Annotated in this window: 10 protein-coding genes; 2 read left to right on the forward strand and 8 right to left on the reverse strand. The window is 66.1% G+C overall.

The annotated features are described in order from the left end of the window. Positions 1-14: 14 nt before the first annotated feature. From F3087_RS28165 to prpD, 7 genes are all read right to left on the reverse strand, one after another. Positions 15-1,451: a flavin monoamine oxidase family protein gene (locus tag F3087_RS28165; protein ID WP_150405070.1), complete on the reverse strand. Its 1,437-nt coding sequence runs from the start codon at positions 1,449-1,451 to the stop codon at positions 15-17. A gap of 535 nt (positions 1,452-1,986) precedes the next feature. Beyond that, positions 1,987-2,850: an ADP-ribosylglycohydrolase family protein gene (locus tag F3087_RS28170; protein ID WP_263407241.1), complete on the reverse strand. Its 864-nt coding sequence runs from the start codon at positions 2,848-2,850 to the stop codon at positions 1,987-1,989. Between the two features lie 91 nt (positions 2,851-2,941). Next, complete coding sequence (locus tag F3087_RS28175; RefSeq protein WP_150405072.1) at positions 2,942-3,415, reverse strand: hypothetical protein; 474 nt, start codon at positions 3,413-3,415, stop codon at positions 2,942-2,944. A gap of 185 nt (positions 3,416-3,600) precedes the next feature. Continuing rightward, complete coding sequence (locus F3087_RS28180; protein WP_150405073.1) at positions 3,601-4,491, reverse strand: alpha/beta fold hydrolase; 891 nt, start codon at positions 4,489-4,491, stop codon at positions 3,601-3,603. A 263-nt stretch (positions 4,492-4,754) separates the two neighbouring features. Beyond that, positions 4,755-5,879, reverse strand: a complete 1,125-nt coding sequence (locus tag F3087_RS28185) for a bifunctional 2-methylcitrate synthase/citrate synthase (protein ID WP_150405074.1) — start codon at positions 5,877-5,879, stop codon at positions 4,755-4,757. Then, on the reverse strand, positions 5,879-6,793 hold the full coding sequence (prpB, locus tag F3087_RS28190) for a methylisocitrate lyase (RefSeq protein WP_150405075.1): 915 nt from the start codon (positions 6,791-6,793) through the stop codon (positions 5,879-5,881). The genes F3087_RS28185 and prpB overlap by 1 nt, the downstream gene beginning before the upstream one ends. Beyond that, positions 6,790-8,295 (reverse strand): 2-methylcitrate dehydratase PrpD, encoded by a 1,506-nt coding sequence (gene prpD, locus F3087_RS28195; RefSeq protein ID WP_150405076.1) that lies wholly within the window; start codon positions 8,293-8,295, stop codon positions 6,790-6,792. Before prpD ends, prpB begins: the two co-directional genes overlap by 4 nt. A 154-nt stretch (positions 8,296-8,449) precedes the next feature. On the opposite strand from prpD, the gene F3087_RS28200 reads away from it, so the two are divergent. Both F3087_RS28200 and F3087_RS28205 read left to right on the forward strand, forming a co-directional pair. Next, positions 8,450-9,871, forward strand: coding sequence for a short-chain fatty acyl-CoA regulator family protein (locus tag F3087_RS28200; protein WP_150405077.1), 1,422 nt, complete (start codon positions 8,450-8,452; stop codon positions 9,869-9,871). Positions 9,872-10,062: 191 nt separating this feature from the next. Next, positions 10,063-11,367 (forward strand): hypothetical protein, encoded by a 1,305-nt coding sequence (locus F3087_RS28205; RefSeq protein WP_150405078.1) that lies wholly within the window; start codon positions 10,063-10,065, stop codon positions 11,365-11,367. Positions 11,368-11,373: 6 nt separating this feature from the next. Here the strand turns inward: F3087_RS28205 and F3087_RS28210 are convergent, their stop codons facing one another. Next, a complete protein-coding gene (locus tag F3087_RS28210) occupies positions 11,374-12,957 on the reverse strand; it encodes an adenylate/guanylate cyclase domain-containing protein (protein ID WP_150405079.1) in 1,584 nt (527 codons plus the stop codon). Positions 12,958-13,091 lie beyond the last annotated feature (134 nt).

Raw genomic sequence — 13,091 nt, forward strand, 5'->3', positions numbered from 1 at the left:
GCGACGGTGCGATGTCAGTGGGCAGATAGCTCGAGCAGAACTCGAATAGACGACTCGAGTGCGTAGTTCATCGAGCCGCCGTTCGGTTCGAACGCGGTGTGTTCACCGGCGAAATGTATTCGGCCCGCTGCCGTCCGGGTGTGCTCCATGAGCTCGCTGTGGCCCACTTCCGGCAGGATGTAGGCGCCGCCGGCGTAGGGCTCGTTGTCCCAGGCCACCGAGCTGCCGAGCTCGAAGTGGGCACGGGCGCCGGGCAGCATCTGCTCCACTTCGTGCAATGCGAAATCGACCCGCTCGTCCTCGGTCATGCTCGCCGCGGCCTGCGCGGGCCAACCGGTGAGCCAGCATTCGAGGATTTTGCGCGGGCCGGGTAGTCGCGGCGTGGCGTCGCGGACGGTGCAGATCGCGGTGTCCGCGGAGAGCATCAGTTTGTCTTCCGGCCAGAACTTTTTGCGCATCTGAAGGTAGATGCGCAGCACGGAAACGTATTTGAGGGTGCGGATCGCCGAATGCTTCGCGGCCGACAGTCCGGCCATCGACAGATTGAGCCGGCGCATGCTGCTGAACGGCGCGGTGACAACGGCCCGGTCCGCGCTGATCGTCTGCAACCGGTCGCGGTCGAGGAAGGTGACCTGTGCTTCGTGCTCGCTCTGGGTGATGCGGACTACCGGGCTGCGGTAATGGATATGGTCTTTCACCTTGTCCGCGAGCGCATGGGCGAGCAGGTCGGTGCCGCCCTTGACCTTGTACCACTGGGCTCCGGCGGCGGAGAACGAGCGTGGGCTCGACTCGTAGCGGGCCCAGGCCATCGCGGAGGCGGATTCCAGTTCGCCGCCGCGCATTTCGAGGAACAGCGGTTCGATCAGGGCGATCGCGCCGGCCGACGCGCCGCGGTCGGTGAGGATCCGGCGCACCGAGATCTGGTCCAGCTCCAGCAGATTCGGCGTCGGGGTCCACTCCAGGGCCGCGACCTCCGGGCCGATGTTCTCGTTGAACTTCGTGACGTACCTGGCGAACAGATCGGCGACGGTCAGGTGCTGCTCATCCGGATGGAGACCGAGCGCCTCGGCGTGGTCGGCGACCTGGTCCGGCCGGATGCGAATGCCGTTGCGGTAGTAGCTGAAATCGGTGTCGACGAGATCGCTCGGCTCGGTCTCTAGCCCCATTTCCCTGAGATAATGCATGGTGTAATGGCACTGTTCGGTCACCGTCATCGCGCCGGCCTCCGCATGCAGGCCGTCGGAGAAAGGGTGACGGAACGTCCAGGTTCGGCCGCCCGGCCGGTCACTGGCTTCCAGAACGGTGACTTTGGTCCCTTGCTTCGCCAATTCGAATGCGGTTGCGAGACCGGACAATCCGGCGCCCACAATGATGGCGGAATCGATGTTATTCTGAGACGGGAGACCACCGTCGAAGGTATGTCGGACGTCTTCTTGTGTAAGCCCCTGCACTGCTTTCCCTCCGGTGAACTGCGCTTGATTTCCACCGGCTCAACAATGGTATTCTGAACCGAAATCATAAGACAAATCATCACGCTGACGGAAATTTAGTCATCATCGATCTTCAACCCAATGGGATGAAATTATCGTATCAAGGTGCCCGAAGGCGAGCAAACAAGTTTCAGTAGCCAGAATTTAGCTCGGCGAGGGTGGTTCACACCTCTCTGCCTGGATGGCGTTTGCTTGTCGCTGTGTGACCGTTATCACACAATGGCTCCTGTTTGGCTCGCAACTAACCGCAGGCGACTGCCGACTGAGTGGTCTCTCTGTTGGTTAATATGCCTAGTCAAATTCGGTACTGGGCATGGTATTTCGAGTTGGTCAAGCGTTCAAGTATGGACTAGGGCTAATTGTCTGCAATCGGCAAGTGGCGGATAGCCGACCGGTCGGTCTTGCATTCGTGTGATCAGATGCCAAGCGGCTGCGCGGGCGAGCAGTAGTGCGCTCTGTCGGTGATGCCGACCATCTGTGAAAAGTATTGTCGGCGTCAATCTGTCGCCCATTCGGGAAGTGGTTCGCGTGCGGCGAGCCATTGCTCGGGGATTCCGCGAATGCCGCCACGCCGTCCGATTCCCGTGTGGGCGGCCACAATTCCGCCGACGATCGCGGCCGTCGTATCGGCGTCGCCACCGGCTTCGACGCAGGCGGTAATAGCGGAGGGGTAGTCGTCGAGGAAAGTCGCGGCGGCCCACAGTGTGAATGGGATGGTGTCCTGAGCGCTGACTTCCGCGCCGTTACCCAGCTCGTAGGCGGCTTCGGCTACCGTGCGGCCCAATAGCTTTCGGGCTCTGTGGATACCGTCGGACGTGCGGCCGTCGACCAGATAGGGTTCGACTGCCTGTAGCAATTCGATTGGGGTGCAGCCATTTTCACGAGTCGCCGCCGCATGCGCGGTTGCGGCGGCGACCACCATCGCGCCGACTATCGCCTCCGGATGCCGGTGGGTGACCTCGGCGGACAGTGCGGCCTGCGCGGCCGCTCGGTCCGGGTCGCCGGCGAAGTACGCGCCGAGCGGGGCCACCCGCATCGCGGCGCCGTTGCCCCAGGAACCGCGACCCTCGAACGCGGCGCCGGCCGCATCGTGCCAGGGACGTCCGTCGCGAATCTCGTGCAGCACAACGACTGTGCCACCGCCGTAGCCACGATAGGGCTCGCAGCGATCGGCGAAGACGGCCGCGAGCGCGTCCTGGTCGATGTGCCCGCGGGCGCGGATCTCCGCGTAAACCGAACACGCCATCTCGGTGTCGTCGGTCCAGGGCCACGGGGCGGCCGGCGGTCGCCCGGCGAGTAGATCGGGTACGGACCGGCCGGGAACGAAGAACTGCGCGCCCAGCGCATCACCTACGGACAAGCCCTCGAGGCTGTCGGAAACAATATCGGATATCAGTGGCATACCCGCGCAATAATGCCGATCGCGGCGGGTGAACGCAACCTACATTCGTTTACACGCGGTTCGGGTCCGCGTTGGGCATAACGTGCGCCACGATGCACTGCTCGATATGGGTGAGCCATTCGTAGCCCTGCGTGGTGCCCGCGATCCACGCTGCGGTCGCACCGCTGAGTACGTCGCGTGGGGGCGGCGGGCCGGGATCGTCGGCCGGTTGGGGTGCGCCCTGGCGATTCGGATTATCCGCGGCGTGGCGCCCCAATTCGGGTTCGGGCGTGGGCGCGACATCGCCGAGCGGGTGTTCGTCGAGCGGCAGGTCCGGTACTGTTTCCGGCCCGCTGTCCGGTGGTGACGTGACCGGGCCGGTCGGCTCGCCCACCGTGGTGTTGTGAGCGCGGCTGGCCGTCGGCCCGCTGCTGTGCGATGCGCCTCGGTCGGCGGTGACCAGGGCGGTGAGCAGCGCGGCCGTCGATACCACGGCCAACCGCATCGGGACGTCAGGCTTTTGTGGTGCGCGGTGCTTACCCATCGGCTACTTTCCGTCGATTACCGTCGGGTTTGAGAGTTTAAGACGCGCAACCAATTCCGGCTACCAGTGTAAGTTCTTCTTCACGAAAGTTAAGCCGGCGCCGAACTCGGCACCTCGAGGGGATTATTCGGTAACGCGGCAATGTAATTCAGTAGAACACATGCCGATTCCGTAGAAGCCCAACTTTACTCGCCGGCGTCGTCTGCCGTACGCACCATTCTGGCGATCTCCCGGACGATCAGATCCGGGTCGGTGGCGGGGACGTTATGGCAGGAGTTCTCGGCCATGACGTGACGGCCGAGCGGCGATCGGTCGGCCCGGTGGGCGTGGGAGGCGATGGCCGCGGCACGCATGGCGGCGTTCATGCCTTCGCCGGCCAGCGCTCCCGAGATGACGGTGACCGGGACCGACTCATGGTCAGGTGGGTTACCGCGCCAGGTCGCCAGCTCATCCAGGAAGGTTCGCGCCTGCTGTCGTTGCGTACGAATCACGCTGGGAAGGAACGCCTCTCGCTCCATATCCCGCCGAACGTCGTCCGGCGCGGCCCGCAGTTGCCCCCGAAACAGCACCTTCATCAATCCCAACCGGGCGAGCACGCCACTCACGGCGATCGCGCCACGCTCCAGCCGCCGGAACCCGGGGCCGAACAACACGTCGGCGGCTTCGTCCGTGGGATCGATCAGTACGAGCCCGGCAATCCGATCGAGCCGCCGAGCCGCCGCCAGCCGGACGATCGGCCCACCGGCGCTATGTCCGACCAGCACGAACCGACCGGGCCCGAAATGGTCCAGCACCTCGTTCAAGTCGTCGGCCATCCGGCTCAGCGTGCGATCCGTCAAATCCGGTGCACTGCGCCCGAGCCCCGACCGGTCATACGCGACCGCCCGCGCAAACCGCGCCACTCCCGGTTGCACCATCGCCCATGACCACCGCGCCACAGCCGACCCCGCCTCGAACACGACAGTCGGTTCGGTACCGGATTGGGCGCTACCCAGCACCGTCGCGTGCAGCCGCCGCCCGTCTCGCGTCTTCACCCATTCCGACACACCCTGAGTGCGCTGCGCGATATCGGTCATGCTTCCCCCCCCAAATTCTCGGCATGGCACGACAATCGCGCCCCTCCCTGCCCTGACCCGCGAATCCAATTCCCGGCGAGTGAACTCCACACACTCGCTGAGATTCCGAGGATCAGTCGACCGTCACCGGCCACGCTAGTTCATAGCAGGACGAACGACCTGACTTCAAACGCAGACTCGTTTGGGCGCGATGATCCGTTCCCGCCCGCCGCGATACCTGACGCCTCGTGATCGTCAGGCGGGGGCGGCCAGGAAGCTCAGGGTCAGGCGAGGACCGAACGCTGTGGCACGCCGACGTATTCGCTCAGCGGGCGGATCAGCGCGTTGGATTCGCTCTGCTCGATGATGTGCGCGGCCCAGCCGGTGATCCGGCTCATCACGAAGATCGGGGTGAAGATCTCGATGTCGAACCCGAGCAGGTAATAGGCCGGGCCGGTGGGGAAGTCGAGGTTGGGCTTGATGCCGGTGGCCTCGTTCATGGTGCGTTCGAGGATCTCGTACATCTGGACCCACTTGTGCCCGTCGGTGGCCGCGGCGATGTCGACGAAAGCCTGCTTCATCGTCGGCACCCGGGAGTCTCCGTTCTTGTAGACCCGGTGCCCGAAGCCCATCACCTTGTCCTTCTTGGCCAGCTTGTTGCGCATCCACTGCTCGGCCAGGGCCGGGTCGTCGATCGCGATCATGTCGTGCATGACCGCCTCGTTGGCGCCGCCGTGCAGCGGGCCCTTGAGCGCGCCGATGGCCGCGGTGACCGCGCTGTAGATGTCGGACATGGTCGAGGTGACCACGCGGGCGGCGAAGGTCGAGGCGTTGAAACTGTGCTCGGCGTAGAGGATCAGCGAGACTTCGAACGCCTTCACCAGCTCCCGGGACGGGATCTTGCCGAAGCACATGTTCAGGAAGTTCTCCGCGAACCCGAGATGCGAGTGCGGGGCGATCGGCTCCTGGCCGTGCCGGCGGCGGTGGTCGGCCGCGACGATGGTCGGCAGCACCGCCATCATCCGTAAGGCCTTGGCGCGGTTGGCCGCCGGGCTGCCGTCCGACTCGGACGGGTCCTCGGCGCCCAGGTAGCTGATCGCGGTGCGCACCACGTCCATCGGGTGGCAGTTGTCCGGCATCTTCATGACCAGCGACAGCAGCGACCGATCGACGCGCCGGGCGGCCCGCTCCTGCTGGCAGAACCGTTCCAGCTGAGCGTCATTGGGCAGCTCGCCGTACCACAGCAGGTAGGCGACCTCCTCGAACGAGCAGTGCTCGGCCAGATCCTGCACGGCGTAGCCGCGGTAGGTCAGCGAGTTGGTCTCCGGCACCACCTTGGACACCGCGGTGGTGTCCACGACGACACCCGCAAGCCCCTTATAGATAGTTGGTACGGCGGTCTCCCTCATCACTGGTCCTTCCCCAGGCTGAAATTGAAGACGTCGGAATCGAATTCGTTGTAGCGCTCGTACTGAAGCAATTCGTAGAGGCGACTCCGGGGCTGCATCCGATCCAGCAGACCCGCTTGGGTGCCCTCGGCGAAGATCTCCCGCAACCCGTTCTCGGTGGCCCACATCGCCAGGCGCAGAGTGGAAACCGGGTAGATAACGGCGTTGTAGCCGATCGACTCCAAGGTTTTGGCGGTGAGCAGCTCGGTCTTGCCGTACTCGGTCATATTGGCCAGCAACGGAATCGAGACAGCCGCCCGGAACTTCGCGAAATCGGCTTCGCTGTAGAGCGCTTCGGTGAAGATCAGGTCCGCCCCGGCGTCGGCATAGGCCTTAGCCCGCTCGATCGCCGAGTCGATGCCCTCGATGCCCGCGGCGTCGGTGCGCGCGCAGATCACGAAATTCGGGTCGCGCCTCGCGGATATGGCCGCCCGTAACCGGCTCACCATCTCCTCCGTCGGCACCACACCCTTCCCATCGAGGTGGCCGCAGCGTTTCGGATTGATCTGGTCCTCGAAGTGGCAGCCCGCGATCCCGGCGTCCTCGAGAAACGTCACGGTGCGCGCCGCGCTCATCGGCTCACCGAATCCGGTGTCGGCGTCGATGAGTACGGGCAGATCGGTGACCCGCGCGATCTGCTGTCCGCGCTCGGTCACCTCGGTCAGCGTGGTCAAGCCGATGTCGGGCAGCGCGAGATCGGCCGAAACCACCGCGCCGGAGACATAGACCCCCTCGAACCCGATCTCCTGAATCAGCTTGGCCACCAACGGATTGAACGCACCGGGGAAGCGCTGAATCGAACCCGACGCGAGTCCCGCACGGAAGGCCGCGCGCTTGTCGGCGGCCGAGGTCGCGGCAGCGAGCAGTCCGGTCATGAGAACAGTCCCTTCGGCAGCTGCGGTGCCCGCGCGAGCACCTCGTCGGACACGGTGAACGAAAGCTGGGACAGCTCAGCGGCACTCAACTCCGCGGTGCGCTGGGCGACGTCGAGGAAGCGATCCTGCTCGGCCGGTGCGATGACGCCTTCGGCCAGGGTGCGGAACTTCGCGATGTACTGCTCACGGGCGAACGGACGGGCACCGAGCGGGTGCGCGTCGGCGATCGCGAGCTCGTCGACGATCACCTCACCGCTCTTCAGGGTGACCTCGGCCCGGGCGCCGAACGCCTTCTCCGCGGGGTCGGTGGAGTGGTAGCGCCGGGTCCACTCGGGATCTTCGGCGGTGGAGATCTTGCGCCACAGCTCGACCGTGTCGGGCCGCCGCGCGCGCTCGGGCGCGTAAGACCGTTCGTGGTGCCAGGTTCCGTCCTGCAACGCGACCGCGAAGATGTACATCACCGAGTGGTCGAGGGTCTCGCGCGAGGCCGTCGGGTCGAACTTCTGCGGATCGCCGGAACCGGTGCCGATGACCACGTGGGTGTGATGGCTGGTGTACAGCACGATCGAGGCGATCTGGTCGAGATCGCCGATGCGGTCGCGCATCCGGCGCGCGAGGTCGATCGGCGCCTGGCTCTGGTACTCCGCGGAATGTTCCTTGGTGTAGGAGTCGAGGATGGCCCGCTTGGGCTCGCCGGGGCCGGGCAGCGGCACCGAGTACTCGGCCTTCGGACCGCCGAGCAGCCAGGCGATCACGCCGTCCTCGCCCTCCCAGATCGGCGACGGCGCGCCTTCGCCGCGCAGCGCCCGGTCGACCGCCTCGACCGCCATCTTGCCCGCGAAGGCCGGCGCGTAGGCCTTCCAGCTGGAGATCTCGCCCTTGCGCGACTGCCTGGTCGCGGTCGTGGTGTGCAGCGCCTGGCCGACGGCCTGGTAGATCGTCTCGGCGTCGAGACCGAGCAGCGTGCCGATCCCGGCCGCGGCGGACGGGCCGAGGTGGGCGACGTGGTCGATCTTGTGCTCGTGCAGGCAGATCGCCCGCACCAGGTCGATCTGGATCTCGTATCCGGTGGCCAGGCCGCGGATCAGGTCGCGGCCGGTGCGCCCGGCGTGCTGGGCGACCGCGAGGATCGGCGGGATGTTGTCGCCGGGGTGTGAGTACTCCGCGGCGAGGAAGGTGTCGTGGAAATCGAGTTCCCGCACCGCGACGCCGTTGGCCCAGGCCGCCCACTCGGGGGAGTAGCTGCCGCCGACACCGAACACGGCCGCACCCGGTTGGTAAGGGTGCGCCTGCGCTTGGGCGCGGGCATTGGCGACCGGGCGACGGGTCAGCGACGCCGCCGCGACCGAGGCGTTGTCGATGATCCGGTTGATGATCATCTCCGCCGTTTCCGGCGCCACCTCGACCTGGTCGGTGGCGACCTCGGCGATGCGCCACGCGAGGTGTTCGTCGCGCGGGAACTGCTCGGCGGAGCGGTGGGTGCGAACGAGATGATTCTTCACCGTGGAAATCCTCCAGACATCGATGTATGCGTTCTATTTCGCACGCTACACACAACGATTCACCAGGGAAATACCTCGCAAATGCCTATATTTGCGGAAGCAAACCGGCAAACTTGTGAAAGTTGTGTAAGACGATGGTGCTAGATTTCGGAATATGCAGAAGATGTACGCGGGCGGGCGGCTGCGCGCGCTGCGGGAGCAACGGGGGCTGACCCAGACCGGGATGGCGACCACGCTCGGGCTGTCGGTCAGCTACGTCAATCAGCTGGAAAACGACCAGCGCCCGCTGACCGTGCCGGTGCTGCTGCGGCTCAACTCGACCTTCGATCTGGACATGCAGTTCTTCGCCGCGGACACCGACGCGCGGCTGCTGGCCGATCTGCAAGAGGTGTTCGCCGAGGAAGCCGACGGGGTCGCGATCACGACCACCGAGATCGACGAACTGGTTTCCCGGATTCCCGCCGCCGCGCGGGTGCTGGTCGGCATGCATCGCCGGTTGCGTGGCGCGACCGAACAGCTCGAACGGGTGTCCGCCGGAATCGACTCCCATGATTCGGGCACCGGGATGCCCTACGAGGATGTCCGCGACTTCTTCTACGACCATCGCAACCACATCCCCGATCTGGATGCCGCCGCCGAAGAACTGTTCACCCGGCGCGGATTCACGCTCGGCGGGTTGGATCTGCAGCTGACCAGGCTGTTGCGCGAGGAGCACGATATCGCGGTCGTGATCCGTACCGATGATCCCGATCAGCCCGGTCCGAAGCGCACTTTCGATCCCGGCACCCGGATTCTCACCCTCGCGCGCAGGTTGTCGGCCGGGCAGCGGGCGTTTCAGCTCGCGACGCAGCTGGCGTTCCTCACCCAGATCGACACCATCGACGCGGTCATCGCCCGGGGTGACTCGCTGGCCGCGCAGTCGCGCGGGCTGCTGCGGGTCGGACTGGCGAACTACTTCGCCGGGGCATTGATACTGCCCTACAACGCTTTTCACGACGCGGCGGAGGCGCTGCGGTACGACATCGACCTGCTGTCAGCGAAATTCGAGGTCGGGTTCGAGACGGTCAGTCACCGCTTGTCCACGTTGCAACGGACCGGCCGGCGCGGTGTGCCGTTCTTGTTCGTCCGCACCGACCGCGCCGGAAATATCTCGAAACGGCAGTCCGCCACCGCATTTCACTTTTCCCGAGTCGGCGGCAGCTGCCCGCTGTGGGTCGTGCACGAGGCGTTCGGCAGTCCCGGGCGCATCCGGACGCAGATCGCGCAGATGCCCGATGGCCGCCGCTATCTGTGGCTGGCCCGCACTACCGACGAGAGCACCCCGGGATATCTCTCGCCCAAGCGCGACTTCGCCATCGGACTCGGCTGCGATCTCAGCTACGCGCACAAACTCGTGTACTCCCACGGACTTCCGATCGATGACCCGAGCACCGCCATCCCGATCGGCCCCGGCTGCAAGGTATGCGAACGTGCCGATTGCGCCCAGCGGGCGTTTCCGCAACTCGGCCGGCCGATCCGGGTCGACGAGAACAACGCCCTCAACATTCCGTACACCCCGGGTGACCAACGCGGCTGACCGGCTCGGTGGCGACGGCTCGCGAAATTAAATTTCATTGGTACGGAAGTCGGCGGCATTATGGTTTAGTACCTCGGGCCGATTTCCGGAAATTAGATGATGCGAAATGGTGCGTTTCACCGATACAGGGAGTTGACCGCAATGGCGCGTGCCCTGCGCTGTAGCGGCTATGGCAACTCTAGGAGATTTGTGTGACGTACCGGCTTGGGGACATCGATTGTGTCAGCGCGCGGGGGCATTCCGCGCTGGGTGGGACCCTGGCGATACAGGCGGTCTGGCATTACGACCGTCCGGTGGACAAGGCCGCACTCGCGGATTTTCACGCGGCATTGCGGCACGGCAGGCTGGGACGGGTGGTCGCGGCCGCGATGATCCCGGCGGCCGGTGATCGGTGGAGTGCGCGAGCCGAATTCGATCCGCTCGAGGTCTCGGAGCCGCCGATTCCGCGCGGCGAGCTCGAATCGTGGATCGCCGCGCAGGGCCGCGCGGAGTTGCACACCTTCGGCGGGCCCGCGTGGCGGTTGTCGACGACGGCCTGCGACAACGGGGACAGCGCGGTGTCGCTGCTGGCCTCGCACACGATCGCCGATGGGCGCGCGTTCTGCGACGCGATCGCGGAGGCGGTCGCGGACAAGCGGTTCGAGCCGAAATACCCGACCGACGAATTCGGGCGGATGCGCCTGCTGTACGGCGATATTCGCGATGCCGCGCGACGTGGCGGTGCGCTGGTGAAGGCGATCGGGCTGGCCGCGCAGTTGGCGGCGGGCAGGCTCGGCGAGCCCGACGCGGACACGGGCAACGACCAGGACTTCCGCCTGCCGACCGTCGACGCGACGATTCCGGCGCCGCTCTGGCATGCCGCCGCCCAGACCCGGGGTGGGAGCGCGACCACGCTGGCGGTCGCCGTGACCGCGGCCATTGCCACCGAGATCGGTCGCACCGACGAAGCGGGGCGGGCCCGGATGATGATGCCGGTCAGTACCCGCACCGAGGCGGATCGGCGGGCAAATGCCTTGGCCTCCATCGACTTCGAGGTAGACCTGCGGAACGGACCGTTGACCGACCTGGCCCCGTTGCGCGCGGTGATGAAGGAGAAGCTGAGCGCCGCCGTCACCGGTGAGCGGCCCGTGGCGCCGTTGATTCCGATCGCGGTTGCGTTGCCGCGCAAGTCGTTCGGCAAGCTGGTGCGCAAAGTCGCCGCCGACGCGACCGTCTCGGTGTGCTCCAACCTCGGCGAACTCGACCCCGAGATGCTCTGCGTGGATGGCCGCCCGGCCTCGAAGATCAGGCTCGGGCTGGTCAATCAAAGCCTGGACTCGCTGACTGTGCTGGCCGCGCGTGGCGGCAATCTCTACGTTTCGCTGTTCGAATCCGACGGTCAGATCACCCTGCGCTGCAACGGGTTTCATTCACCGAAGCTGGTCGATGTCGAGCAGCTGACCGCGGTGGTCCAGCGCGTGCTCGCCGCGTACGAGCTGTCGGCGACCATCGAATAGCGGTGCTCAGGCTCGCGCCGCCGCGGTGTCATCGACCGGGAGCGGCGCGAAAGTCTTTGTCGGAGTGGAGCGGCCGCGCAGCATCAACGTGTCGTGCGGCTGCCACCACCGGGCTTCGTCGGGAGCGTCGGCAATTGTGTCGTGGGCGACCAGTATTCGTTCCGGCACCGTCTTCGCCTTTTCGGTGAGCCGGGCGGCCACATTCACCGGGTCGCCGATGACGGTGTATTCGTAGCGGCGCTCGGCGCCGATGTTGCCGGCCACGACGATTCCGGTCGATATTCCGATCGCGGCGTCGAGTTCGGGATATCGCTCGGCGAGGGCGGCCAGTTCGGTCCGTAACGATCGAGCGGCGCGTAGCACCGCGGCGGCATGCCCGATGGTGTTGTCCGGCGGGCCGAATACGCACAACGCGGCGTCGCCCTCGAATTTGTTCACCCATCCGCCTTCGGCGCCGACACACTGCACGACCGCGGCGAACATGTCGTTGAGCATGGTCACCATCGATTCCGGCGGCAGGCGCTGGGCGAGCGAGGTCGACCCGATCAAATCGACGAACAGCACGCTGGCCGGGCGGCGCTCGCCACCCACCCGCACACCGCCGGTCATGGCGAAGCGGGCGACCTCGGTGCCGACGTGCCTGCCGAACAGGTCGTGCAGGCGTTCCCGCTCGCGCATTCCCTCGACCATGTGGTTGAACCCGGCCTGCAACTGGCCGACCTCGCCGCCGTAATCGACGGGGATCTGCGCGGTCAGGTCGCCGTTCTGCACCCGTCGTTGCGCTGCCTGCAAGCCGACCACCGGCTCGACCAGCGACCAGGCCATCGCGGCGGTGAACGCGAGACCCGCCACGACGCTCAACCCGGCGAGCACGGCCAGCGACACCGGCAGCCAGGCGCGTTCCGCGGCCGTCAGCCCGAGCGCCGCGGTGCCGAGCAGCACGACCGGGACCGCGCCGCTGAGCAGCCAGGACAGGATCAGCCGTCCGCGCAGCCCGAGCACGGCGCCGGCCGGCGGCGCCTCGCCGGCCAAGACGACCCGCAGGACCGGCCGGGCCACCCGTTCCAGGAGCAGATACGACAGCGCGCCGCTGGTCAGCCCGCCGAGCGCGATGATGATGCCGACCCGCGCCGTGTAGAGCACCGGATATTGCAGCACGGCATGCACGACCGCGATCAAGATCGCCCCGAGGAACCAGCCGCCGAACTCATCGATCGCCTCGGCGGAGGGGAAACCCAGCGTCAGTGACCGTTCCTGCACGGTCGGCGCCCGCCGCTGGCGCACCCAGCCGAACGCCCGATCGGCTCGGCGCTCACCGCGATGGACCCCGATGAGCACCGCGACGGCGAAGTACACCAGCCCGAAGGTGCTGACCACGATGGCGTCGTGCCGGAAATGCGCATGCCCACCGGTCCACGGAATGCTCAGCACAGCCAACTGCACCGCGACCAAGACGAACCCGACCCCGTTCGCCGCGATCGCCGCGCGCCGCCCGGTGTGGCGCTCGAATGCCGACGCGACCGCGTCCCACAGGTTGTCGTCGAACGGCAGGTCCGAGGGGTGCCGGACGTCTGCTTGATCGTCGATCATGAGGAACCCTCTTCCTAGGCCGTCATGGGTAACGCCCAGCACCGAGGACACCGTGTGCCGATAAAACCGTACGACACTTATCGGAGCCGGGTTCGGTCACTCTTGGATAAACATCGCCGAGGCTTTGCCGGGGC

This window comes from Nocardia colli, assembly GCF_008704205.1.
GTDB classification, from domain to species: Bacteria; Actinomycetota; Actinomycetes; order Mycobacteriales; family Mycobacteriaceae; genus Nocardia; species Nocardia colli.